Annotated in this window: 25 protein-coding genes; 17 read left to right on the plus strand and 8 right to left on the minus strand. The window is 34.0% G+C overall.

The features are described 5' to 3' along the window. From D7004_RS13385 to D7004_RS13400, 4 genes are all read left to right on the plus strand, one after another. Complete coding sequence (locus D7004_RS13385) at positions 1–1,182, plus strand: glycosyltransferase family 4 protein (protein ID WP_123206338.1); 1,182 nt, start codon at positions 1–3, stop codon at positions 1,180–1,182. Further along, positions 1,166–2,218, plus strand: a complete 1,053-nt coding sequence (locus D7004_RS13390) for a prenyltransferase/squalene oxidase repeat-containing protein (RefSeq protein WP_123206339.1) — start codon at positions 1,166–1,168, stop codon at positions 2,216–2,218. The genes D7004_RS13385 and D7004_RS13390 overlap by 17 nt, the downstream gene beginning before the upstream one ends. Further along, positions 2,205–3,212 (plus strand): UbiA family prenyltransferase, encoded by a 1,008-nt coding sequence (locus tag D7004_RS13395; protein ID WP_123206340.1) that lies wholly within the window; start codon positions 2,205–2,207, stop codon positions 3,210–3,212. Before D7004_RS13390 ends, D7004_RS13395 begins: the two co-directional genes overlap by 14 nt. 272 nt (positions 3,213–3,484) lie before the next feature. Further along, complete coding sequence (locus tag D7004_RS13400; RefSeq protein ID WP_123206341.1) at positions 3,485–4,450, plus strand: glycosyltransferase family 2 protein; 966 nt, start codon at positions 3,485–3,487, stop codon at positions 4,448–4,450. A gap of 75 nt (positions 4,451–4,525) precedes the next feature. Here the strand turns inward: D7004_RS13400 and D7004_RS13405 are convergent, their stop codons facing one another. Then, complete coding sequence (locus tag D7004_RS13405; RefSeq protein ID WP_123206342.1) at positions 4,526–5,770, minus strand: ABC transporter permease; 1,245 nt, start codon at positions 5,768–5,770, stop codon at positions 4,526–4,528. Positions 5,771–5,980: 210 nt separating this feature from the next. Between D7004_RS13405 and queA the strand changes: the two genes are divergently transcribed. Further along, entirely contained in the window at positions 5,981–7,030 is a 1,050-nt protein-coding gene (gene queA, locus D7004_RS13410) for a tRNA preQ1(34) S-adenosylmethionine ribosyltransferase-isomerase QueA (RefSeq protein WP_123206343.1), read from the plus strand. Positions 7,031–7,099: 69 nt separating this feature from the next. Continuing rightward, positions 7,100–7,765 (plus strand): 2-C-methyl-D-erythritol 4-phosphate cytidylyltransferase, encoded by a 666-nt coding sequence (locus D7004_RS13415; RefSeq protein ID WP_123206344.1) that lies wholly within the window; start codon positions 7,100–7,102, stop codon positions 7,763–7,765. A gap of 89 nt (positions 7,766–7,854) precedes the next feature. Here the strand turns inward: D7004_RS13415 and D7004_RS13420 are convergent, their stop codons facing one another. The 6 genes from D7004_RS13420 to D7004_RS13445 form a co-directional block, all read right to left on the minus strand. Then, positions 7,855–8,013: a lmo0937 family membrane protein gene (locus tag D7004_RS13420; protein ID WP_123206345.1), complete on the minus strand. Its 159-nt coding sequence runs from the start codon at positions 8,011–8,013 to the stop codon at positions 7,855–7,857. A gap of 190 nt (positions 8,014–8,203) precedes the next feature. Continuing rightward, positions 8,204–8,425, minus strand: coding sequence for a DUF2795 domain-containing protein (locus tag D7004_RS13425; RefSeq protein WP_010603503.1), 222 nt, complete (start codon positions 8,423–8,425; stop codon positions 8,204–8,206). A gap of 85 nt (positions 8,426–8,510) precedes the next feature. After that, positions 8,511–9,059 (minus strand): cob(I)yrinic acid a,c-diamide adenosyltransferase, encoded by a 549-nt coding sequence (locus D7004_RS13430; RefSeq protein ID WP_123206346.1) that lies wholly within the window; start codon positions 9,057–9,059, stop codon positions 8,511–8,513. Between the two features lie 63 nt (positions 9,060–9,122). Next, on the minus strand, positions 9,123–9,881 hold the full coding sequence (locus D7004_RS13435; protein ID WP_123206347.1) for an ABC transporter ATP-binding protein: 759 nt from the start codon (positions 9,879–9,881) through the stop codon (positions 9,123–9,125). A 102-nt stretch (positions 9,882–9,983) separates the two neighbouring features. Next, a complete protein-coding gene (gene gatC, locus D7004_RS13440; RefSeq protein ID WP_123206348.1) occupies positions 9,984–10,274 on the minus strand; it encodes an Asp-tRNA(Asn)/Glu-tRNA(Gln) amidotransferase subunit GatC in 291 nt (96 codons plus the stop codon). Further along, positions 10,271–10,864, minus strand: a complete 594-nt coding sequence (locus D7004_RS13445; RefSeq protein ID WP_341867677.1) for a lysophospholipid acyltransferase family protein — start codon at positions 10,862–10,864, stop codon at positions 10,271–10,273. The genes gatC and D7004_RS13445 overlap by 4 nt, the downstream gene beginning before the upstream one ends. 419 nt (positions 10,865–11,283) lie before the next feature. On the opposite strand from D7004_RS13445, the gene trpS reads away from it, so the two are divergent. The 11 genes from trpS (at position 11,284) to D7004_RS20500 (ending at position 23,658) form a co-directional block, all read left to right on the plus strand. Next, a complete protein-coding gene (gene trpS / locus D7004_RS13450) occupies positions 11,284–12,282 on the plus strand; it encodes a tryptophan--tRNA ligase (RefSeq protein WP_123206350.1) in 999 nt (332 codons plus the stop codon). A gap of 72 nt (positions 12,283–12,354) precedes the next feature. After that, entirely contained in the window at positions 12,355–12,969 is a 615-nt protein-coding gene (locus D7004_RS13455) for a deoxynucleoside kinase (RefSeq protein WP_123206351.1), read from the plus strand. A gap of 5 nt (positions 12,970–12,974) precedes the next feature. Continuing rightward, entirely contained in the window at positions 12,975–13,169 is a 195-nt protein-coding gene (locus D7004_RS13460; protein ID WP_123206352.1) for a DUF5808 domain-containing protein, read from the plus strand. Next, positions 13,162–13,953, plus strand: a complete 792-nt coding sequence (gene kdsB / locus D7004_RS13465; protein WP_123206353.1) for a 3-deoxy-manno-octulosonate cytidylyltransferase — start codon at positions 13,162–13,164, stop codon at positions 13,951–13,953. The genes D7004_RS13460 and kdsB overlap by 8 nt, the downstream gene beginning before the upstream one ends. A gap of 149 nt (positions 13,954–14,102) precedes the next feature. Beyond that, a complete protein-coding gene (locus D7004_RS13470; protein ID WP_123206354.1) occupies positions 14,103–14,645 on the plus strand; it encodes a hypothetical protein in 543 nt (180 codons plus the stop codon). A 90-nt stretch (positions 14,646–14,735) separates the two neighbouring features. Continuing rightward, a complete protein-coding gene (locus D7004_RS13475) occupies positions 14,736–15,146 on the plus strand; it encodes a glycosyl-4,4'-diaponeurosporenoate acyltransferase CrtO family protein (RefSeq protein WP_208646845.1) in 411 nt (136 codons plus the stop codon). A gap of 332 nt (positions 15,147–15,478) precedes the next feature. After that, entirely contained in the window at positions 15,479–17,104 is a 1,626-nt protein-coding gene (locus tag D7004_RS13480; RefSeq protein ID WP_123206356.1) for a CTP synthase, read from the plus strand. A gap of 9 nt (positions 17,105–17,113) precedes the next feature. After that, positions 17,114–18,922, plus strand: coding sequence for a membrane protein insertase YidC (gene yidC, locus D7004_RS13485; protein WP_123206357.1), 1,809 nt, complete (start codon positions 17,114–17,116; stop codon positions 18,920–18,922). Positions 18,923–19,106: 184 nt separating this feature from the next. Further along, positions 19,107–21,965 carry an alpha/beta hydrolase family protein gene (locus D7004_RS13490; protein WP_123206358.1) on the plus strand — a complete coding sequence of 953 codons (2,859 nt, stop codon included), beginning with the start codon at positions 19,107–19,109 and terminating at the stop codon, positions 21,963–21,965. Between the two features lie 118 nt (positions 21,966–22,083). Continuing rightward, on the plus strand, positions 22,084–23,355 hold the full coding sequence (locus D7004_RS13495; protein ID WP_123206359.1) for a nucleoside recognition domain-containing protein: 1,272 nt from the start codon (positions 22,084–22,086) through the stop codon (positions 23,353–23,355). Between the two features lie 72 nt (positions 23,356–23,427). Further along, positions 23,428–23,658 (plus strand): hypothetical protein, encoded by a 231-nt coding sequence (locus D7004_RS20500; RefSeq protein WP_148042798.1) that lies wholly within the window; start codon positions 23,428–23,430, stop codon positions 23,656–23,658. Positions 23,659–23,773: 115 nt separating this feature from the next. Here the strand turns inward: D7004_RS20500 and D7004_RS13505 are convergent, their stop codons facing one another. Then, positions 23,774–24,211 carry a PaaI family thioesterase gene (locus D7004_RS13505; RefSeq protein WP_208646839.1) on the minus strand — a complete coding sequence of 146 codons (438 nt, stop codon included), beginning with the start codon at positions 24,209–24,211 and terminating at the stop codon, positions 23,774–23,776. Positions 24,212–24,259 lie beyond the last annotated feature (48 nt).

Genomic DNA, 24,259 nt, shown 5'->3' on the forward strand with positions numbered 1-24,259 from the left:
ATGCAAAAGATTGTTATTGTAAGTACTTGTATTGATGATTGGGGAGGTAGTGAAGAACTTTGGGGAAGAAGCATTCCGTTTTTTCAAAAAGCCGGATTTAAAATAACCGTTGTGAAATCTGTAATGAACAAGGAGCATCCGCAACTCAGAAAACTTTCTGATAGTGGTGTGCATTTAGCTGAATTCGACCGTGAGCAGACAAGGGGTAAAAAAGCAATAAAATTATTAAGAAAATTTGCCAAAGAAATAGCTGTTGCTTTAAAATTTACGCCCTACCAAGGTAAAGATCTAAAATCATTCAGGACCTTATTAAATAAAGAAACCCCAGATTTGGTTATTATATCTCAGGGAATTAATTTCGATGGACTGAATCTTGCTGAACAATGTTTGTTTCTCAAAATTCCTTACGTTATTATTTCTCAAAAAGCTGTAGACTTTTACTGGCCACAGAAAAACGACAGGCACGGCATGTTAAAAACGCTTTTAAATGCCAAAAAAACTTTTTTTGTATCCAAGCATAATTTAAGGTTAACAGAAGAACAATTTGGTCATCGGCTTCCAAATGCCGAAGTAATATTTAACCCTGTTAAATTATCAGGAAATATAATTCCTTATCCCGAATCAAATACAGTTTTTAAATTCGTTTGCCTGGGCAGGCTGTTCTTATTGGATAAAGGACAAGATATTATAATAAGAATTTTATCAGAGCAAAAATGGAAAGAACGCTCGGTTCAAGTTTCTTTTATCGGAAAGGGTGACGACGATGATGCACTGAAAGACCTTGCAAAACTACTTGAAGTAACCAATGTTGAATTTAAAGGGCAGATAGATGATGTAGAAGCAATGTGGGAAGATTATCATGCTCTATTACTCCCTTCACGATGCGAAGGCTTGCCTCTATCAATGGTTGAGGCAATGTCTGCAGGACGGCCAGTAATTATATCTGACGCAGGTGGAAATACCGAACTTGTAGAAGAGGGTGTTACAGGTTTTATCGGATTTCCAAATGAGAAATCTTTTGGAGATGCTATGGAAAGAGCATGGAACACAAAAGATAACTGGGAACAAATAGGAAAAAATGCCGCAAATCAGATTGCTTCGGCAGTGCCTACAAATCCCGAATATGATTTTGCAGTTTCAATGTTCGAAATTTTAAACTATGACTATGCCAAGCTTACATGAAGCTATTGATTTAGCCGTTGACCGGGGGATTAAATATCTTCATCAACATCAATTCCCCAATGGCGAGTTTTGTGGCTACATAAGCTGGGGTGACGATGATATGAATGTGGCTATACATGAAAGCAGCGTTTTCCCTACTTCATTAATTGGCTACTCATTACTTAATTTAAAGCACATATCGGAAGTACAAGAAATACATGAACGTTCTGCCGGATTTCTTCAATATCAATCGATGAGAGGAGGAATTTGGCCACATTTTACTTCTTGGACACCCCTTTACAAAGTTTGTCCGCCTGATGTTGATAATACTTCATGTGCGTCAAAATTATTGCAAGCGCTAAAAAAAGATTATATTCCAAACAGGAATATTTTGCTCCTTAATCGTGCAAAAACAGGGTTATTCTATTCTTGGTACACTTTAAGATTTAATTGGGTATGGGACAAAGATTACTGGTTGCTTTGTTTAAGAGATTTCAAATATCCAATTATGGCATTACTTTTTTGGAAAAACGTTGAAGCAAAAAGATATGATATTGATGCTGTTGTAAATTCAAATGTTCTATTTTATCTTGGTCTGGATAAAGATACAGAGGCAATTGTTCCGTATTTAATCGATGTTATTAGAAATAATAGAGAATCCGAGTGCGATTTATGGTATTTAAATCCATTTACAATCTGGTATTTTTTTTCAAGAAATTTTAAGGTTTTAAAAATTGAATTACAAGCCATCAGGGAACCCATTATTCAACGCATTCTGCATACAACTAAGAAAGACGGTTCATTTGGCGAATCGGTTTTAGATACAGCCTTGGGCATAATTGTGCTTTTAAATCTTGACTATGATATCTCAAATCTAGATAATGCAATAAATTACCTTATTGATGCCCAGGAAAAATATGGGGAATGGCCAAGACGAGCAGTTTATTATGGCGGGCCAAAAAAATTACAGTGTTACGGATCTGAAGAGTTGACAACAGGTTTTTGCCTTGAAGCTTTATCTCTTTACCAGCAATCGATAAAAAATGAAAGTATTTAAAACCATTAGATCTCAGGAATGGTGGACTTATAAAATTCCACCATTACTTGCCATTGGTTATGCAACGTCAACTTTTTCATCTGTTCCGCTATTCCATAATTCACTACAATTAATTTTAATATTAATTTCTTTAGTAGTTGGGGCCATATATGTAAGCGTAATTAATGATATAACTGATTTAGAAGAAGACATAGCCAGTGGAAAGTCCAATAGAATTCAGCACATTAAACCAAAATTCAGATGGTTAATACCTGCTTCTTGTGTATTAATAGGTATTTTATTTGAATACTTCTTTTATCCTGATTTGCTTTCTTGCAGTCTTTATTTATGTTCATGGATAGTTTTCAGCTTGTATTCAATCAAGCCATTTAGATTTAAAAACAGAGGAATTCTTGGCCTATTAGCAGATGCATGCGGCTCACACGTTTTTACGAGCTTGCTTATGGTGTCTAGTGTTAGTTATATCACAAAACAAGAAATTAATTGGATTTGGTTTTCCTCAGTTGGAGTCTGGGCGCTGTGTTATGGTCTAAGAGGAATTCTTTGGCATCAATTTGCAGATCGTGATAATGATATCAAAGTAAATTTAAATACCTATGCGAGTAAAGTTGAACCAGCTAGCTTTATACTCAAGTCGAGAGTCATTTTTATATTTGAAATAATAGCTTTAATATCAATGTTTTGTCAACTTAATATAATTGCTACATATTTAGGATTAGTAATGTATTTCGTTTTAATTTTTTGTAGATATCTGCTGTATAAAAGCCAGGTTATTTTAATCATAAGTAATAAAATGACCTTTTTTCAAATTCTAATGAGCGATTTTTATCAAATGTTCTTTCCGCTTTCTATTTTAATTTATGCAGTTTTTAATAATTACTCAAATATTATTGTCCTAATTATCCATGTTTTTCTTTTTTATAATCCGATAAAAATAGCCTTATATGACTATCTTAAACTAATAAAGTTATTCTATTTAAAAATAAAAAATTAATAGAAAATTTTACAAAGTTTAAAAATAGTGTGAATATTAAAATTCAACTAATAGCTAATTATAAGGGTTTGCTTAGCTGTTTCCAATTTAGAAATGTTTTTCTTTCACAATTCATATTTAAATTATTTTCTCTTTCAGAAGAAGAGTTATCAAATCGTTGCATTATCCAAGTCCGATAAATTCGTTTCAATTTTTAGTTTCAATTGTATCGTCTTATATTTATCGAGAAAATCATATTACCTTTAGCTGTCATCTCCCTATAACATCATCTAATGAATAATGAAAATTTAGTAACTATAATTATCCCAACATTTAACAGAGCGCCTAAACTTATTGATGCGATCGAAAGTGCTATTAATCAAACATATAAATATAAACAAATTATAGTTATTGATGACGGATCTATTGACGACACTGCAGAACTTGTTAAAAAGTATCCCCAAGTCGAATACCATTATAAAGAAAATGGTGGGCAAGCATCAGCTCGAAATGAAGGGTTAAAATATGCAAAGGGTGAAATTATTGCATCATTAGATTCTGACGACGTTTGGTATCCTGAATTTTTAAACAATTGCATTACAAAATTAGAAGAAGAAAATTTAGACTTTGTTTTTGCTAATTGGGAGCAAGAAAGCCGTATTGGTAATCCATGGGATTTTTTATCTAGCGACCCATTTCTAACCCCCTACTTTGTAAAAGAAAAAGATGGTTGGATAATATTAGAATATAATGAAGTACGTGACTTGTTTATTAAATCATGCCCTTCTCCATCGTCATCTGTAGTTATTAAACGATCATCTATTTTAAATGGCTGGGATGAGGAAATGAATATTGGGGATGATTGGTGTATGTATCTAGAACTTATTTTATCAAGAAAATGTAGGGTTGGTTTTACACTTCAAAAACTGTGGAAAAAACGAATTGACGAAATAAATATTTATGATGGCAGAAAATGGAGTGAGGTATTAGAATTTCTATACATTGCCGATGTTAAGGCCAAAATAATCAAGTTTAAACATTTGCTAACACCCAAAGAGCTTAAAATTTTAGAGGAAAGATATATGGGTGGACTTGTAGAGTTTGCTAAGCACAACTTAATTCGTGAGCTAAACTTTAAATATTCATTCAATTTGTTAGTTAGATCATTTGCAGTTAATATCCCCTTCACTTTAAGAGAAATCCCAAAAGTTTTAATGAAAGGATTACATGGAAAGGTTTTACCAAATCAGAAACTATAAACAATTTCAGAGCAATTAATTTATTAACAACTTTGATTTTATAATGATTTCTAAAGCAGTAATTATTAATTCACACTAACTTCTAATCGCTTCAACAGGATCTAATCTAGACGCTGAATACGCTGGCCAGAAGCCCGATATTGTTCCGATAACAACTGAAATACCAATACCCAAAACAATGTTATCTACACCCAATATAATGTGGAAATCAGTAATGGCACCAATTGCCATGGCCAGTAGAAACACGAGCAACAAGCCAAGTATTCCACCTAAAATACATAATGAAATGGCTTCAAAAATAAATTGAAGCAATATAAAATACCTTTTAGCACCTAAAGATTTTTGTATGCCGATAATATTTGTACGTTCTTTAACAGATACGAACATAATATTGGCGATACTAAAACCACCCACTAGAATAGAAAAACCACCTATAACCCAACCTGCAATGTTTACAACATCAAACATTTTGTTTAGCTGATTAGATAAGATTGTTGTTTTATTTAAGGCAAAGTCATCTTCCTGGTTTGGTCGTAAACGGTGTATAGACCGCATTACACCTTTAAGTTCACTTTCTACTTCTTCTAACGATACATTTTCAGAACCGCGAACCGTTATTTGCGGATTATATCGTTCATTTTGAATATCTAAAATTCCTTTGGCAAAATTTATGGGGATATTTACACTTTTATCCAACGATGTACCAAGCATATCTTCGCCCTCTTTAACAAAAACGCCAATAACCGTAACTCTTCTACCTAAAATTTGAACTTGCTTTCCGACAGGTTCATCCGAACCGAATAAACCTTCGGCAATTTCTGCTCCAATTAAACAAACTGGTGTGCCGTTAGTACTTTCATTATCAGTAAAATATCGACCAGATTGTAATTCAAAGTTCCAGGTTTTGTTAAAATCTTGTGAAGCTGCCGAAACGGAAATCCCTTCTACCGAACCGCTTCTGTATTTGATTGTTCTGTTGCCGGTAGAAATTTCGAATGTTATCCCATCTGCATTTTCCATCCGTTCTCTTAACGTTTCAAAATCTCTTATTGATGGTTCCGGACGGTTAGCGTATTTCCACCAAGGATAATTATCACCAAAACTCCATGGCCATTTTTGAATATAAATTGTGTTCGAACCTAATTTATCTACACTCGCTTGCAGCTTTCCTCTAAATGTATCAACACCAGAGAAAACAAAAATGATTACAAAAATACCAATGGTTATCGCTAAAAGAGATAACATTGTACGTAATTTGTTTTGGCGCAATGCATCAAATGCAAAACGAAAACTCTCGCCGATTAGCCTGAAAATTATCATAATTGAGGTTTAGACAATAAGTTGTTAAAAAGGTTACAGCTTATATTCAAAACTAAATAATTTTATACCAACAAATCATTAATCCTTGACAAATACCAATTTTTATAATAAAATAATTAATTAAAACATAATTTCGCACAAATGCGTTGCTTAATATAACAAAAAGAAAAATTTAATTCGTATTTTTGCACCTCAAAAAATTCATCAAGAATGAAATTATCACAATTCAAATTTAATTTACCAGAGTCATTAATTGCCAACAATCCTGCTGAACAACGCGATGAAGCACGTTTAATGGTTTTGCATAAAGACAGCGGCAAAATTGAGCATAAAATTTTTAAAGACGTTTTAGGTTATTTTGACGACAAAGACGTAATGATATTAAATAACACCAAAGTTTTTCCAGCCCGTTTATACGGAAATAAGGAAAAAACAGGTGCTACCATCGAGGTTTTCTTACTTCGAGAATTGAATAAAGAATTGCGTTTGTGGGATGTTTTAGTAGATCCTGCTCGTAAAATTCGTGTTGGAAATAAATTATATTTCGGTGATGACGATTTACTTGTTGCCGAAGTAGTTGATAATACAACATCTCGTGGCCGTACTATCCGCTTTTTATTTGAAGGAACGGACGAAGAATTTAGACGTAATGTTGAAATTTTAGGCGAAACACCACTTCCTAAATATATTAAGCGTAAAGCAACAGCTGAAGATAAGGAACGCTATCAAACAATTTTTGCTAAGCATGAAGGCGCAGTTGCTGCACCAACAGCTGGTTTACACTTTAGTCGTGAGTTAATGAAACGCCTTGAACTTAAAGGTGTTGAGTTTGCAGAGGTTACACTCCATGTAGGTTTAGGTACTTTTAGAACAGTTGAGGTTGAAGATTTAACAAAGCATAAAATGGATTCTGAGCAATTTATTATTGAGCAAAAGGATGCCAATATTGTAAATAAAGCTTTAGAAGAAAAAAGAAAAATTTGTGCTGTTGGTACGACATCGATGAGAGCAATAGAATCTGCTGTATCTGCTAACAGAACTTTAAAATCGGCTAACGATTGGACGAGCAAGTTTATCTTTCCTCCTTATGAATTTAACATAGCTAATTCAATGATTACCAATTTCCATACACCAGAGTCTACCTTATTAATGATGGTAAGTGCATTTGGTGGTTATGAAAACGTAATGAATGCTTACGAAGTAGCCGTTAAAGAAAAATATAAATTCTATAGCTATGGTGATGCCATGCTTATTATATAGATTCAAGTAGTTAATATCAAGTATCAAGAATTTTCTCGATACTTGATAATTACATCTTGATACTGAATTATGAAATACTATGCTGTAATTGTAGCAGGCGGTTCGGGCAATCGAATGCAAACCGAAACTCCAAAACAATTTCTTTTGCTAAAAAACCTTCCGGTTTTAATGCACACTTTAAAAGCATTTGCTCAAAGTGATTATCAACCTTTAATAATTTTAGTTTTAAATAAAAATCAAAAGCCCTACTGGCTTAGGTTGTGTGATGAATTTAATTTTCGAATACCTCATACCATAGTAGATGGTGGTTCCGAACGTTTTCACTCTGTAAAAAATGCAATCGACTTGCTCACTGGAGATGGCGTTGTTGCGGTACATGATGCAGTAAGACCTTTGATTTCTACAAAACTTATTGATAATAGTTTCAAGCAAGCCTTGGAAAAAGGCAATGTTATTGCTGCAGTACAATCTACAGATAGTGTTAGAATGCTAAGTGAAAATAAAACAAGCGCACTTAAAAGAAACGAAATTTATTTAGTTCAAACACCGCAAACATTTACCTTGGATGTATTAAAAAAAGCTTACCAACAAGATTTTTCATCGTATTTCACTGATGATGCTAGCGTGGTAGAGTTAGCTGGTTATGACATAAATATAGTAGAAGGCGAAAGAAATAACATCAAAATTACGCACCCAATAGATTTAGAACTTGCTGAATTATTAATGAAAAACTAAAAATGGAGCCTCGATTAAGAAACTCCATTTTTATTTTGTTTTGTTTAAGGCAATAATATTAAAACAGATCAATAATTGATCGCTATATCTTACGTTGCTCTGCCAATAACTTTTAGCAATATTGCGATAATTGCAATTACTAATAAAACGTGAATGATGTTACCCACATCACCGAAGCCGTGGAATACAAAACCAACCACCCATAGTATAACTAATACTACTGCGACTAAATACAATAAATTTCCCATTGTGTTAATTTTTTTAGTGAGTTAAAATGTTGCACTATTAACACCGATAATTCTTGTTTTGTTTAAAAAATGTAAAATTAATATGTAAATAATTGTATATCAGCGATTTATTTACTTTAATAATCAATTACTATCAAATTTTTTTGGCAAAAAAAAGCTCCTGATTTTATCAAGAGCTTCAAGGCTTTAATTAATATTCATCCTCGTTAAAGAAAAAATCTTCTTTGGTAGGATAATCAGGCCAGATTTCTTCTATAGTTTCATAAGGCTCGCCATCATCTTCTAATGCTTGTAAATTTTCGATAACTTCTACAGGTGCTCCAGAACGAATACCGTAATCAATTAATTCATCTTTTGTTGCAGGCCATGGTGCGTCTTCCAGGTGGGAAGCTAATTCTAGTGTCCAATACATATCTTCAATTCAATTAAATTCTTATTCTTAATAATGCGCAAAGTATATTAAAATTTTTGAGCAAAACAAACTTATTTTTCCACTATTAAATTCGCGGAATCCAAATGTTTTCTTCAGTTCCAAAATCGAGGTTAAGTTTTCTGGCTAAAACAAATAAATAGTCACTTAAACGGTTTAAATAAATGGTTACTTTATCTTCAACAAAACTACTTTCGGCCAACTCGACACTTAATCTTTCTGCCCTCCTGCATACACAACGGGCAACATGACAATAAGAAACAACAGTATTGCCACCAGGTAAAACAAAATGCTTTAAGGCAGGCAATGCTTCGTTCATCTCATCCATCTCCTTTTCTAATAAAGTGATATCTTCATCGTGCAAGTCGGGAATTTTCATGTTAGATTTTTCTGGGTCGGCCGCTAAAGAAGAACCAATTGTAAATAACCTATCCTGAATCTCTTTTAATAATTTTTGATAGTGCGGATTAATTTCCTGGCACATAATCAAACCGATATACGAATTTAATTCATCAACGGTTCCATAAGTTTCAATCCTTAAATGGCTTTTAGCAACTCGTGTTCCCCCTATTAACGATGTTTGCCCTTTGTCACCGGTTTTGGTATAGATTTTCATAGTTTGATAATCTCCTTAACGGAAGATTTATTTTATTATAGCTGTGGAAATTATTTTAATAGATTAATCCATTTTCTCCCAGTCGCTTCCACTTTCATTTAAAGCAGCTAAACGTGGAGAAACTGATTTAATATTGGTATTTGCATGGTCGCTTTCTATCAATCCATCACGCATACGAACAATACGGTGGGCATGCAAAGCGATATCCTCCTCATGGGTAACTAGGATTATGGTGTTTCCTTTGCTATGGATTTCTTCCAACAAGCCCATAATTTCTACAGATGTTTTGGTATCTAAGTTACCTGTTGGTTCATCGGCAAGAATAATAGAAGGATCATTAATTAGCGCTCTGGCAACTGCAACACGCTGGCGTTGTCCACCTGATAATTCATTAGGTTTATGATCCATACGGTTACCTAAACCCACGTTTTCAAGCGCTTTTTTAGCCCTTGCATCTCTATCTTTTTTACTGTTTCCAGCGTAAATTAGTGGTAAGGCGACATTATCTAAAGAAGTTGAACGAGGCAAAAGATTAAATGTTTGAAACACAAAGCCAATTTCCTGATTACGAACTTCTGCAAGTGCATCATCCGTCATGTGGCTTACATCGGTTCCGTTTAAAACATAAGTACCGCTTGATGGTGTATCCAAGCAACCTAAAATATTCATTAAGGTAGATTTTCCTGAACCTGAAGGACCCATTAATGCAACAAACTCACCTTTGTTTATATCTAAACTTACTGATTTTAATGCATGGATTACTTCTGTACCGATAACATATTTACGACCAATTTCCTTAATTGTGATAAGCGGTTGCGACATAGTTTTTATTTTTTAGACAAGCTTAAAGGTGTAGATGTTACATAAACATAAAAATTTATAAATAACCCAATATGCTCATCGATGTGATTGAAGCAATGTAAACTATTTTTCGATTATTTTCGGAACCATAAAAAATTGTTCATTATGCTTTGCTGCATTTTTTAATCCATCAGTAGTTGAAATCTCTTGATTAACTACATCTTCACGCCACACATTTGTAGATTCATTCATATAAACCAATGGCTTAACATCAGTCGTATCCAACTCGTTTAATTTTTCCATAAACGATAAGATTTTATTCATTTCAGGAATGAGTGTTTCAACCTCTTTCTCGTCAATATGAATTCGTGCCAAATCGGCTATTTTATGAATGGTTTTAGCGTCTAAATTCATATTATTAGTTTACTATCAATTAAATTAAAAACCTTGTTCTTTAAATTTTCCGCATCCAAGTCTGTTAGTTCTGCAGTATTAATCGGTTTGTGGACGTAAATATCGCAAATTCCTGGCTTACTTCCATACTTGGCACCGTCATCCCAGTTAATTTTCCAAACATTAGTAATGCTTACAGGTATCAGTGGTATGTTTTTATCAATAGCCAAACGGAAAGGACCATTTTTAAACTCCCCTAGTTTTGGCGGATAGTGATCATCAATTTTGCCTTCAGGAAAAATAATTAAACTCATACCCTTTTCCAGGTTTTCGCCAGCCTTTTTAAAAGCTCTAAACGCAGAAATTTTACTATCCCGATTAACTGAAATATCAATCGTTTTAAAGAAAATGCCAAGCACCGGGTTATTTAACAATTCATCTTTACCCATAAAATGATACCTGCCTTTTGCTAAAATGCAAAAAATCATGATATCGAGATTGGAAGTATGATTGGCGCAATAAATATAAGTTTGATTAGGATTAAGCTGCTCTTCAAAACTAAAACTATAAAACACACCAGCCAATGCACTACAAATAAAACTGTTTGCCATTCTAAAGAAATTTAGAATGCCATAATATTTTGGATTACGGGAGGTTATGAAATATATCGGATAGAAAAGAAAGAATGTAAAAAATATCCAAAAAAGATACCACACCCGATGTGCTTGCCTTAAAAACTTAATCATAGATTTTCAAATGTATAAAATAGATAGATAATATCTAGTTCTAGATTTTTAAATGGGAAGATTGTTTGTAGCTCATTTTAACTAAACTGAAACGGAGATTTTTTTAATTCAAATATCTATACTTCAACTTACAAAGATTTTATGGCTTCAATCTAAATGATGCTTAAAAATTATTTTTTTGCCTCTAATGAAAAATCCACTTAGACCAAACAATAAAAATCTGTTTGATAAATATGAACCTTTGATACCCATTACAAGTAATTTATTTTTAATTTCGTGCCATTATGAAAGAAACAGTGGTGAGCGGCATTCGCTCTACAGGAAAATTACATTTAGGTAATTATTATGGTGCAGTAAAAAACTTTGTGCAAATGCAAAATGATTACAACTGCTATTTTTTTATTGCAGATTTGCACTCTTTAACCACACACCCTACTCCTGCTGATTTACATGGCAACATCAAACATGTTTTGGTAGAATACCTGGCCAGCGGAATCGACCCTGAAAATAGTACCATTTATATACAAAGTGATGTTCCGGAAATTGCTGAACTATATCTTTACTTAAACATGAATGCCTACATGGGCGAGCTTGAACGTAGCACATCATTTAAAGATAAAGTTCGTGCTAACCCTGATAATGTTAACGCAGGCTTACTTACTTATCCGGTTTTAATGGCTGCAGATATTTTAATTCATAAAGCCACAAAAGTTCCAGTTGGTAAAGATCAGGAACAACATCTGGAAATGGCCCGTACCTTTGGTAACCGATTCAATAGATTATACAACACCGAATTTTTCCCAGAGCCTTACGCATTTAGTTTTACAGAAAAGCTTGTAAAAGTTCCTGGCTTAGACGGTAAAGGAAAAATGGGAAAATCGGAAGGTGAGGCAAATGCGGTATATTTATCTGATGACCCGGAAACGATTCGTAAAAAAGTAATGAGAGCGGTAAGTGATGGTGGACCGACTGAGGAAAATCAAGCTAAACCAGAGCCAATACAGAATCTCTTTGACCTAATGAAAGTGGTTTCAAGCACAGATACACATGAACACTTTGAAGATTTGTACAGCAAAATGCAAATCAGGTATGGCGATTTTAAGAAACAACTGGCAGAAGATATGATTATCGCCACCGCACCAATGCGAGAACGTATTCAAGATATTGCTAAAGATGATTCTTACTTAAGGCAGGTTGCTAAACATGGAGCATTAAAAGCACGTGAAAGCGCACAAAAAACCATAAGAGAAGTACGTAGTTTAATCGGATTTAAAAGTTTTTAATTATTTTAATAGATTTGAGAACAAGATGGAGTTACATCCACCTCAACCATCTCAAATCTTACCTAAAAGAATATGCACATAGCAATCGTTGGAAATATAGGCGCTGGAAAAACCACATTAACTGGTTTATTAGCAAAGAATTATGGTTGGGAAGCTTTATACGAAGCGGTTGACAACAACCCATACCTGGAAGATTTTTACAGCGATATGAAACGTTGGAGTTTTAACCTTCAAATTTATTTCTTGAACAGTAGGTTTCAGCAGATTACGGAAATTGAAACCAACAAAAGAAATGTAATTCAGGATAGAACCATTTACGAAGACGCATATATTTTTGCAGATAATTTGCATGATATGGCTTTGATGACCACTCGTGACCATGATAATTATCGTGCTATTTTTGATAACATAACCTCATTTATAAAACCACCAGATTTGTTGGTATATCTTCGTGCATCGGTACCAACCTTGGTAAATAATATTCAACGTCGTGGAAGAGAATATGAAGCCGGTATTCGTATCGATTATTTATCTAAATTAAACGAGAAGTATGAATCATGGATTAAGGGATATAACTTAGGAAAATTATTAATTTTAGATAAAGACAAACTTGATTTTACAAATAACCCTGAAGATTTAGGTACAGTAATTCAATCCATTGAAGCTGAAATTAATGGCTTATTTTAAGGTAAATGAAAAAAGATTTTCAACACGATAATCCTGAAAATTGGAAATGGGGTGTTTTTTACTCCAACAGAAAAGATTCAAGATTTATTGTTCCAAAGCAAATTGAAGCTTTAGGATGGACACTAAATTTTGCTCATCCAATTTCTTATATTCTTATTGCGTTAATTTTTGCATTTGTAGCATATAAAATCTATGGATAAAATAAGCGGTTCTAATTTAGCCTTTGGAGATTCAAAAATTATTGGAATCATTCCAGCACGCTTCGCCTCTACCCGATTTCCTGGTAAACCGTTGGTAGATATTGCTGGAAAAAGCATGATACAACGCGTTTACGAACAGGCTTGCAAAGCGCAAAGTTTATCTAAAGTGGTTATTGCTACAGATGATGAACGTATTGCTGCTGAAGTTAAAAGATTTGGTGGCGAGTTTATTTTTACGGCATCACATCATCAAAGTGGTACAGATAGATGTGCAGAGGTTATTGAGCATTTACCTGATTTCGATATCGTTATCAATATCCAGGGAGATGAACCATTTATAGAACCAGCCCAAATTGATTTATTAGTAAGCTGTTTTACAGAAGCAAAGGTTCAGTTGGCAACACTGATTAAGCCTATCGAAAGTCAGGAAAGCATTTACAATCCAAATAGTCCGAAAGTTGTAATCGATGTAAATGGTAGAGCAATGTATTTTAGTCGTAGTCCTATTCCTTTTATTAGAAATGGTGAACCTGGTGTTTGGGCAGAAAAGCATAAATTTTATAAACACATAGGTATTTATGGGTATAGAACAGAATCGCTTAAAGCCATTACCAAACTTCCGCCTTCATCATTAGAAATAGCAGAAAGCCTGGAGCAATTGCGATGGATTGAAAATGGATTTTACATTCAAACTAAAGTTACTGATCTGGAAACAGTTGCCATAGATACGCCTGAAGACCTTGAAAAGCTTAATAAGCTGTTAAAAGCTTTGAAATTAGAGTAAGAAAATATTTTTGTTTCTTTTTCAATTGGAACTGTTGATAAAATATTAGGATTATGATCAAAATACACAACTGTGTAACTAAATAAATATCCTTCTGTACAGACTTGGTCTGCAAAATTTACTATTTTACGGAATATTCTATTTTAACTATGAAAAAATTATGCTTTCTATTTCTAGTTTCTGTTTCGATAGTTACTGCCTGTACAAATAATAACAAAACCGAATCCGATTCCATCGAATTTAAAAATGTTAATTCTAGCATAACCAAATCTTTTTCGAGCCTTAAAACTTTAGATACCTTTAAAATCGAACTTATTGGCAGAAAGCCTGAAGAAATGATGCTACACTTTACCATCAAAAACGCCAAAGGTAAAGAGATATATAATACAAAACTAAAGGGAACAGATTTGGTTGGAAATACCGATCCTAATATTGATTTATCAAAAGAAAAAGACCAGATTATTTTTCTTAAAACTATAACAAGCAATTTCTTCAGCGACGATAATTTTTTAGAACCCGCTGTAATGCCTGATGATAAGGCTGATAATAATACACCTGATAAGGCGCTTTATAAAGAATTAAAGAAATCGGGCTTAAACGGTTTTAAATATCGTTTGGGTAAAGAAGATAACCTTTATATAGCCTGGAGCGAAAAAGAACAGAAAGTTAAAATTTATTATAAATGCTGTTAAGTTATTGTCCATAAACTTAAGTCTTCATTTGCTGTGATACGTTATATAACATTAAGCATATCGCTAACTTTTATTTCTTGGATTATTGGTATGGTTGTAAATGCTTTTTTAAATGAAACAGCTTTTTACCAAAAGCATTTAACCAATCTTAATTTCGTTAAAAGCACCAAACTGAACAAATTAATTGGAATTGGTGTGATAAAATGGATTGTGAAAAATACATTCTTCAAATTTTTTAACCCCAATTTAAAAATGAAGAGGAAAATTGAACTTACAGAATTGGAGCATTTAAGAAAAGAAATGACTTTTGCTGAAATTAATCATCTAATTGCTTTTATAGCTGTAGCCTTTTTTGCAATCGTTAAAGTTTTTAATGGCTATTTTTTGTTAGCATTAATATTAATGGTTGTAAACATATTAATGAACTTGTATCCATCATTGCTGCAACAAGAGAATAAAAGGCGAATAGATAAATTAAAGAAATTATTTAAAACGTTCTGATTTGGCAAATTGCAACGGAAGTAGATAGCACCGAATTGAGTTAATTAAACCCGGTTGAAGCGATATCCTTTTTGTTGCACATATTCCCATTTCAGCAAAAACACTCAGCAAAAAGATTTAGCGAAAAACGGGATTAACATTAATAAATTTACTGCAGATGCTTTACAAAAGAAATAATTTAGGATAAATTTTCAACTAATTTCCTCAATCACACAACATTATCATTTTTAAAATTACCTAGTTTTATTTCTGTGCAAGCGGGTATTTTTACTACCTTTGTACCCCGTACAAAAAGCAACATTTATTTGCCTTTGTTGCATAAATTCAGAAACATGACTAAGTATATTTTTGTTACGGGCGGTGTTACTTCCTCTTTGGGTAAGGGCATCATCTCCGCTTCTTTAGCTAAACTTTTACAGGCACGAGGTTATCGTGTAACCATTCAAAAATTTGATCCGTACATTAATATCGACCCAGGAACTTTAAATCCTTATGAACATGGCGAATGCTTTGTTACCGAAGATGGCGCTGAAACAGATTTAGATTTAGGTCATTACGAACGTTTTCTTAACGTACCAACGTCCCAGGCAAACAATATAACTACCGGTCGTATTTATCAAAACGTAATTAATAAAGAGCGTAAAGGTGAATATTTAGGCAAAACCGTTCAGGTTGTACCACACATTACCGATGAAATTAAACGTAACATGCGTATTTTGGGTGAAAGTGGCGATTACGACATCGTAATTACTGAACTTGGTGGTACTGTTGGCGATATTGAGTCTTTACCTTTTATCGAAGCTGTTCGTCAGTTTAAATGGGAACAAGGCAGTAGCAATGCTATTGTAATTCACTTAACGCTTGTTCCGTATTTAGCAGCAGCTGGCGAATTAAAAACTAAGCCAACTCAGCACTCGGTTAAAGCATTACTGGAATATGGAATTCAGCCAGATATTTTGGTTTGCCGTACAGAACATCATATTTCTCAAGATATTAGGAAAAAAATTGCACTTTTTTGTAACGTTAACGTTAATGCCGTAATCGAATCTATGGATGCATCTACAATTTACGATGTGCCATTACTGATGTTAAAAGAACAATTAGACAAAACAGTTTTAGCAAAACTGAAACTCCCTACCAAAAACGAACCTGATATGGAAAGTTGGAAAGACTTTTTGGGGAGGTTAAAAAATCCAACTGCCGATGTTAAAATTGGTTTGATTGGTAAATATGTAGAATTACCTGATGCTTACAAATCGATAATCGAATCTTTTGTACATGCAGGCTCAAGAAATGAATGTAAGGTTAGAGTAGAATACATCCACTCTGAAGGTATATTTCCTGATAACGTAAAAGAAAAGCTTGGACATTTACAAGGTGTTTTAGTTGCGCCAGGTTTTGGTAGCCGAGGTATTGAAGGTAAAATTGATGCCATTAAGTTCGTTCGCGAAAATAATATTCCTTTCTTTGGGATATGCTTAGGCATGCAATGCGCCGTTATCGAATACGGACGCAATGTATTGGGTTTAAAAGATGCCCATACCGTTGAAATTGAAGAAAATGCTAAAAATCCTGTTATCAACATGATGGAAGAGCAAAAAAAGATAACCAATAAAGGTGGTACAATGCGATTGGGTTCGTATCCGTGTGACATTAAAAAAGGCACAAAAGCATTTGCAATTTATGGCAAACAGCACATTAACGAGCGTCACCGCCATCGTTACGAATTTAATAATGATTATTTAAAGCAATACGAAGATGCCGGAATGATTGCTTCGGGCATTAATCCTGAATCTGGCTTAGTAGAAATTATTGAATTAAAAAATCACCCCTTTTTCGTGGGCGGACAATTCCACCCCGAATTAAAATCAACAGTAGCAAATCCTCACCCACTTTTTGTTAAATTTGTGGCCGCTGCAATGGAGTATGCTAAAAAAAACAAATTAACGGCAGCATAAAATTTAATAATGGATAGAAATACCTTTACAGGATTATTCCTGATTATGATCATCTTGGGCGGATCATTCTACTTCTTCAGACCAAGTGAAGCAGAACTAAAAAAAGCCAAAGAAATTGAACGAATAGATTCTCTTAAAAAAGCGGGGGCAGTAATAGCACCAAAAGATACGGTAATTAAAGCAACACCAACTTCGCCAGTTGTTGATTCTCTTGCGTTAAAAGGTCCATTCGGAACAGCAATTGCAGGCACAGAAGCTAAAACAGTTTTAGAAAACGAAAACTTATTAATTACCCTAACCAATAAAGGTGGTAAGATATTATCGGTACAAATTAAAGGTCAGAAAACTTTTGATGGCAAACCTTTAATTCTTTTTGATGGTGGAGCGAATAAATTCGGCTTGAATTTAAACGCTGCTGGAAAAGTTATCAATACAAATGATTTATACTTTACGCCAACCAAAGCTGGAAGTACAGTAGCCATGCGTGCTAATTATGGCGCAAATGCTTATGTAGAATTTACTTACGATTTAAAGGCACTAAGTAATAAAGTAGCATTTAATGTTAATTTAGTTGGCTTACAGCAAGTTATATCTGGCAACACCATAGGTTTAAACTGGGAAGCAACATTGCTTCAACAAGAAAAATCGATTGAAAGTGAACACCGTTACTCTGCTCCTTACTATAAATACGTAGATGGTGATGTTAATCATTTAAGTGTTTCTAAAGATGAGAAGGAAGAATTAACTAAAGGTAAAATACAATGGGTTTCCTTTAAACAGCACTTTTTCTCAGCCTCTTTAATCTCTAAGCAAGCATTTGAAAAGGGAAATTTGGAGGTAAAAATACCAACTACACCTGGTCAGATTAAATTTTATGGTGCAAATATGCAATTGCCATACACACATTTAGCTAACCAAGCTTATCAAATGGAATTCTACTTTGGTACAAACAAATTCTCTGCTTTAAAAGCTCAGGGTTACGATTTGGAACAACAAGTAGATATGGGTTACTGGCCGTTAAAATACGTTAACCGTTTTATTGTATTGCCTGTATTCAACTTTCTAAATGGTTTCGGCTGGAACTATGGTCTAATCATTTTCGCACTTACAATTTTATTAAAACTTGCGCTATCACCATTAACCTACAAGTCATACTTATCAATGGCTAAAATGAGGGTTTTAAAACCTGAAATGGATGAAATTAAAGCTAAAGTTGGTGAAGATAACCCTACTTTAGTTCAGCAAGAATATTTAAAATTATACAAGAAGGCCGGAGTGAATCCACTCGGCGGGTGTTTACCTATGGTTTTACAACTTCCATTGGTTATGGCATTCTTCTTCTTCTTCCCGAATTTATTCGAACTTAGACAAGAAAGTTTCCTTTGGATGAAAGATTTATCTACTTATGATGAATTTATCCGTTTTGGCGTTAAAATTCCATTTATTGGCAACCACTTAAGTTTAATGTGTGTATTGATGACCATCTCTACACTAATTATGACCTATTTTAACAATCAGGTTTCAGGCGCTACCGGGCAAATGAAATACATTGGTTACATTATGCCTGTAATCTTCTTAGGTGTATTAAATAGCTATCCATCAGGATTAAACTATTACTATTTCTTAGCCAATTTAATGACTTTCGGACAGCAGTTCTTAATCCGTAAAATGGTTGATGATGATAAAATTCATGCTTTGATTCAGCAAAATAAAGCAAGACCAGCGGATGAGAAAAAGAAAAAATCGAAATTCCAACAACGTTTAGATGATTATATGCGTCAACAACAGCAACAATTGCCTACAAAAGGAAAAAAATAACATTCTTATAAAGAATTTTTGATTATTAGAAAACCCGAATGCTTATATTGCATTCGGGTTTTTTATTTATTACTTATTTAAACTCCAATATTTTGTAATATTTGGCGTACATCCTTTCTAATCAGCTAAAAAATTGCAATTTTTATAAACTGAATCTCAACAAACAAATTAATCAATTCTTAAAATGCAAAAAAGATTAACTATCATTCTGCTTTTCGTTGTCAGCTTTACCTACGCACAAAAAAAACCATTGGATCATAAGGTTTATGATTCCTGGGAATCGATAGGAACCAAGCAATTATCAAATAATGGCCAAATGGCTTTATACAGTGTTGTACAGCAAGAAGGAGATGCAACATTATACATCAGCAACTTAAAAACAAATGCGAAACTAACCATTCCTAGAGCATCTATCGGTCAGTTTAGTAACGATTCAAAATACGCTGCATTCTTAATTAAACCGTATTACAAAGATTTACGTCAGGCAAAAATTAAAAAAACCAAGCCAGATGCCATGCCAAAAGATACATTAGGCATAGCAAATTTAACAACCAATTTAATAACTAAGGTTGCAAGGGTAAAATCATTCAAAATGCCGGAAACCGGTTTTGGTTATTTAGCATATCAGCTAGATAAATTGGATACGGCTAAAAAAGCAACCAGTCCTGCCCCTAAAAAAGATGATGAGGTTGATTTTGCAGACGATGAACCAGCTGGCGGACCAAAAAAAGAAGAAGGCACTGATTTAATCGTTAAAAATTTAATAACAGGAGAAGATAAAATTTATAAATACGTTACAGACTACACTTTTAGTAAAGATGGAAAACAATTGGTTTTTGCAAGTAGTGGTTCTAAAAAAGACAATGCGGCTGCACAGGGTGTTTTTCTTTTAAATACGGAAAAAGGAACATTAAAAACTTTGGTTAAAGGAAAAGGAACTTTTAAAGGTTTCACCTTTGATGATGAAAGCGAACATGTGGCATTTGTTGGAGAACAAGACCCGGAAAAGAAAGAAATTAAAAATTATAATGTTTATTACAATTCTTTAACGTTAGATACAGCCCAAACCATTGTTGATTATGACATGCCCGGCTTGCCAGCAAAGTGGTCGGTTAGCGGCGAAGGAAGGGTTTCATTTAGTAAAGACAGCAAAAAATTATTCATCGGTATTGCACCAATTAAGAAACCGAAAGATACCACCATTGTAGATTTTGAAGTGGCTAAGGTTGATGTTTGGAATTATAAAGATGATTATTTGCAGCCAATGCAACTTAAAAATGCAGATAGAGATAGCAAAAGAAGTTATTTAGCAGTTATTGATGTTTTTAGCAGCGACCCTAAAGTCGTTCCTTTAACGGATTTAAACTTGCCTGACGCCAACATGGTGAGTGATGGCAATGCAAACTTTGTATTGGCCTCAACCGATTTTGGACGTAGAATAGAATCGCAATGGAGTGGTTCGACATTGAAAGACTATTACCTGGTTGATACAAAAACTGGTCAGCGAAAAAAAATAATCGAAAAATTAAACGGCAATGCCATGGCTTCGCCAGCTGGAAATTATGTAATTTATTTTGATGAAAATACTTCCAATTGGTTTACCTACAATGTTGCTTCAGGTAAAATTACACAGCTAAACGAAGGCATGAATGTTAAATTTGCCGATGAAGAAAACGATGTTCCTGATACCCCAAAATCATACGGAATTGCCACCTGGACCGAAGATGATAAAGCTGTTCTAATTTATGATAGATACGATATCTGGTCGTTTTCTCCAGATGGTAAATCGGCAGCCAAAAACATTACAAATAACTTTGGTCGCGATAATAAAATCACTTTAAGATATGAGAGAACCCAACAAGACAATCGTTTTGAACGTGGTGCAGATACAAAATTTGTAAAATCAAATGAATTGGTTTGGTTAGATGGTTTTAACACGGTAAGCAAAGAAAATGGCTTTTATCGTAAAAATGTTGGAACGGTTAAAAATCCTGACTTGGTTGTAATGGGAAAAGTAAAATATTCAAATCTGTTGAAAGCCAAAGATGCCGATGTTTACATTTTTGACAAGGGAAATTACGTAGTCTCGAATGATGTTTATGTAACTACCGATTTTAAAACAGAAACAAAATTAACCAGTACAAATCCTCAGCAAGCTACTTATAACTGGGGAACTGCAGAGTTGGTAAAATGGACAACGCCAAAAGGTTATTCATCAGAAGGAATTTTATATAAACCTGAAAATTTCGATCCATCGAAAAAATATCCGATGATTGTTTATTTCTATGAAAAATTGTCTGATGGATTATACTCCTATCAGGCTCCTGCACCTACCCCATCTAGATTAAATATTTCATTTTTTGTAAGCAATGGTTATTTGGTTTTCGCACCAGATATTACTTATACAAAAGGTTATCCCGGCCAATCTGCTGTAGAATTTATCAATTCGGGTGTAGAAAATTTGAAGAAAAACAGTTGGGTTGATGGAAGCAAAATTGGTATTCAAGGTCAAAGTTGGGGCGGTTACCAAGTTGCTTATTTAATTACTCAAAATAACATGTATGCAGCAGCTTGGGCTGGTGCACCGGTTGTAAATATGACATCGGCTTACGGTGGTATTCGCTGGGAAAGTGGTATGAACAGACAGTTTCAATACGAAAAAACACAAAGCCGTATTGGCGCTACCTTATGGGAAAAACCAGAATTGTACATAGAAAATTCACCCCTTTTTATGTTTCCAAAAGTAAATACACCAGTTGTGGTAATGGCTAATGATGCTGATGGAGCTGTGCCTTGGTACCAAGGAATTGAGATGTTTACCGGTTTACGCCGTTTAGGCAAGCCTGTTTGGATGCTGAATTACAATGGTGAGGCACATAATTTGGTTCAACGACAAAATCGTAAAGACATTCAAATTCGCGAACAACAGTTTTTTGATCATTACTTAAAAGGTGCAAAAGCACCAGCTTGGATGACAACTGGCGTACCAGCAACTGAAAAAGGAAAAACCTGGGGTTTTGAATTAACAGATGATAAACCTTAGATAGTCAGGGGTCAGAATTTCGGAGGTTTATATCGCATAGACTTTCTAACTTCTGACCTCATACTTTTTGGTCTTCGGAAAAAAAAGCTATTTTACAATTCTAAACTAAACAACCTGAATGGCATTAAGTAGAATCTGGTCAGCATTTATAATTATTGCAATTGTAGTAGCAAGTATCAAATGCTTTTTTTTCGGGCAAACCGACATTTTTAACTGGATGGTAATTGGGAAGGCTGATGATGCTGCCAACCCTTTAAAATTAGATGGTATTATTCAAACTTGTTGGGTTTCGGTAGAACTTTGTTTAAAGTTGATCGGAATTTTAGCCTTATTTATGGGCTTAATGAGCATTGCCGAAAAAGCCGGAGGAATTCGTTTACTATCTAAAATTGTAGGGCCGTTTTTTTCAAAATTGTTTCCCGATATCCCCAAAGGTCACCCATCGATGGGTCACATGATAATGAATTTTTCGGCAAACTTATTAGGACTGGATAATGCTGCAACACCTTTTGGCTTAAAAGCAATGGAAAGTTTGCAAGAGCTTAATCCAACTAAAGACACAGCCTCGAATGCTCAAATTATGTTTTTATGTTTGCATGCTGCAGGTTTAAGTTTAATTCCGGTGAGTGTAATTGCAATACGTGCTTCACAAAATGCTTCAAACCCGACTGATGTTTTCATTCCCTGCTTAATTGTAACCTTTGTAGGTACCATGGCGGCAATGTTAATTGTTTCCTTTAAACAGCGAATTAATTTATTTCAACCCGTTGTAATTGGCTGGATATTAGGTTTATCACTTATCATAGCCAGTCTGGTGCTTTACATCAGATCGTTAAATGCCGCAGGTATTCAATCTTTTTCGGGTTTATTAAGTAATGGCTTAATTTTATTTATATTTTTTATCATCATACTTGGAGCGCTTTATAAAAAAATTGATGTTTTTGATGCCTTTATTGATGGAGCCAAAGATGGTTTCAAAACTGCAATAAATATTATTCCCTATTTGGTAGGGATGCTGGTGGCCATCAGTTTGCTAAGAACCAGCGGAACATTTGATGTTGTCATAAATGGAATAAAAAGTGTTTTTGTGTATTTAGGAACCGATACAAGATTTGTTGAAGGCTTGCCAACAGCTTTGATACGACCGCTAAGCGGTGGTGCAGCGAGAGGCATGATGGTTAGTACAATGGAAACTTACGGAGCCGATTCATTTGCGAGTAGGTTATCAGGAGTTTTCCAGGGCGCATCTGATACAACATTTTATGTAGTTGCTGTTTATTTTGGTTCCGTTCAAATTAAGAACACAAGATATGCTATCGGTTCTATGCTATTAGCAGATTTGGTTGGCGTGTGTACAGCAATTGGCGTGTGTTACTTATTTTTCGGATAAAAATCTGATAAAATAAAAAATCCTTTACGGATATAATCAATAAAGGATCTTTTGTTATGAGCATTAAATTTAATGGGAGCGCATTTAAGCGGACAAGGAGATTCTATTGATAATTTCATCAATAGCATCTGGCTCAATTGCGACATTCTTAGAAGCACACCACTTTTCAGATTTGTTATCCATCCAAATACAAAAGGAATGATAACCATCCAAAACTACGGCATAAGTTTCATGAAAATCGTCGTTGATACGCATACAAAATCCTTTAAAGATTTTGCCTCGAACAATAAATTGCAGGGGTGAATAATCTGTTAACATGGCTCATATTATTTTTGGTAAAGGTATAACAACTTATAAAACAGAATGTTTTGTTAAGTTAAAGGAATTATCAAATTTTTATACCATTAATGCTCTCGCCTTAACCTAAGCTTAACATGTTCGAATAACCCTTTGCAATTAAACGGTTTTTTGCAGGTAAAAATACTTCACACTGCAAATTTATTATTGTTCTTCCTTTTTTAACGATGGTTGTTTCAGCAATGACTTCATCACCTTCGTTTGCAGGTGCAAAATAATCTATATAATTGCTTACGGTGGTAAAACGGCTTTCCAGACCCATTGTGTAAATAGTAGCCCCAATAAGATCATCAATTATACCAGCAGTTACTCCACCATGCAGTATTTGATAAGGATTGGTCATCTCCTTTCTGATGGTATACTGGCAAACCAATTTGCCATTCTCGGCTTGCACCAATATTGGAGCCAGCCAATTCATGAAATTTGAAGGTGAAGAATCAATAACTTTACCAATAGATTGTCTTAAAATATTTAAACGTTGCTCGCTAATTGAATCCATAAAAAAATTTAAAATGTAAGATGGATGATGTAAATGTAAAACAGAAAA

It is taken from the genome of Pedobacter jejuensis, assembly GCF_003725795.1.
GTDB classification, from domain to species: Bacteria; Bacteroidota; Bacteroidia; order Sphingobacteriales; family Sphingobacteriaceae; genus Pedobacter; species Pedobacter jejuensis.

Bases quoted from the DNA above. Each gene is read 5' to 3' on its own strand.
- D7004_RS13385 (WP_123206338.1), top strand. From the start codon at position 1: ATGCAAAAGATTGTTATTGTAAGTACTTGTATTGATGATTGGGGAGGT.
- D7004_RS13390 (WP_123206339.1), top strand. From the start codon at position 1,166: ATGCCAAGCTTACATGAAGCTATTGATTTAGCCGTTGACCGGGGGATT.
- D7004_RS13395 (WP_123206340.1), top strand. From the start codon at position 2,205: ATGAAAGTATTTAAAACCATTAGATCTCAGGAATGGTGGACTTATAAA.
- D7004_RS13400 (WP_123206341.1), top strand. From the start codon at position 3,485: ATGAATAATGAAAATTTAGTAACTATAATTATCCCAACATTTAACAGA.
- D7004_RS13405 (WP_123206342.1), bottom strand. From the start codon at position 5,770: ATGATAATTTTCAGGCTAATCGGCGAGAGTTTTCGTTTTGCATTTGAT.
- queA (WP_123206343.1), top strand. From the start codon at position 5,981: ATGAAATTATCACAATTCAAATTTAATTTACCAGAGTCATTAATTGCC.
- D7004_RS13415 (WP_123206344.1), top strand. From the start codon at position 7,100: ATGAAATACTATGCTGTAATTGTAGCAGGCGGTTCGGGCAATCGAATG.
- D7004_RS13420 (WP_123206345.1), bottom strand. From the start codon at position 8,013: ATGGGAAATTTATTGTATTTAGTCGCAGTAGTATTAGTTATACTATGG.
- D7004_RS13425 (WP_010603503.1), bottom strand. From the start codon at position 8,425: ATGTATTGGACACTAGAATTAGCTTCCCACCTGGAAGACGCACCATGG.
- D7004_RS13430 (WP_123206346.1), bottom strand. From the start codon at position 9,059: ATGAAAATCTATACCAAAACCGGTGACAAAGGGCAAACATCGTTAATA.
- D7004_RS13435 (WP_123206347.1), bottom strand. From the start codon at position 9,881: ATGTCGCAACCGCTTATCACAATTAAGGAAATTGGTCGTAAATATGTT.
- gatC (WP_123206348.1), bottom strand. From the start codon at position 10,274: ATGAATTTAGACGCTAAAACCATTCATAAAATAGCCGATTTGGCACGA.
- D7004_RS13445 (WP_341867677.1), bottom strand. From the start codon at position 10,864: ATGGCAAACAGTTTTATTTGTAGTGCATTGGCTGGTGTGTTTTATAGT.
- trpS (WP_123206350.1), top strand. From the start codon at position 11,284: ATGAAAGAAACAGTGGTGAGCGGCATTCGCTCTACAGGAAAATTACAT.
- D7004_RS13455 (WP_123206351.1), top strand. From the start codon at position 12,355: ATGCACATAGCAATCGTTGGAAATATAGGCGCTGGAAAAACCACATTA.
- D7004_RS13460 (WP_123206352.1), top strand. From the start codon at position 12,975: ATGAAAAAAGATTTTCAACACGATAATCCTGAAAATTGGAAATGGGGT.
- kdsB (WP_123206353.1), top strand. From the start codon at position 13,162: ATGGATAAAATAAGCGGTTCTAATTTAGCCTTTGGAGATTCAAAAATT.
- D7004_RS13470 (WP_123206354.1), top strand. From the start codon at position 14,103: ATGAAAAAATTATGCTTTCTATTTCTAGTTTCTGTTTCGATAGTTACT.
- D7004_RS13475 (WP_208646845.1), top strand. From the start codon at position 14,736: ATGGTTGTAAATGCTTTTTTAAATGAAACAGCTTTTTACCAAAAGCAT.
- D7004_RS13480 (WP_123206356.1), top strand. From the start codon at position 15,479: ATGACTAAGTATATTTTTGTTACGGGCGGTGTTACTTCCTCTTTGGGT.
- yidC (WP_123206357.1), top strand. From the start codon at position 17,114: ATGGATAGAAATACCTTTACAGGATTATTCCTGATTATGATCATCTTG.
- D7004_RS13490 (WP_123206358.1), top strand. From the start codon at position 19,107: ATGCAAAAAAGATTAACTATCATTCTGCTTTTCGTTGTCAGCTTTACC.
- D7004_RS13495 (WP_123206359.1), top strand. From the start codon at position 22,084: ATGGCATTAAGTAGAATCTGGTCAGCATTTATAATTATTGCAATTGTA.
- D7004_RS20500 (WP_148042798.1), top strand. From the start codon at position 23,428: ATGGGAGCGCATTTAAGCGGACAAGGAGATTCTATTGATAATTTCATC.
- D7004_RS13505 (WP_208646839.1), bottom strand. From the start codon at position 24,211: ATGGATTCAATTAGCGAGCAACGTTTAAATATTTTAAGACAATCTATT.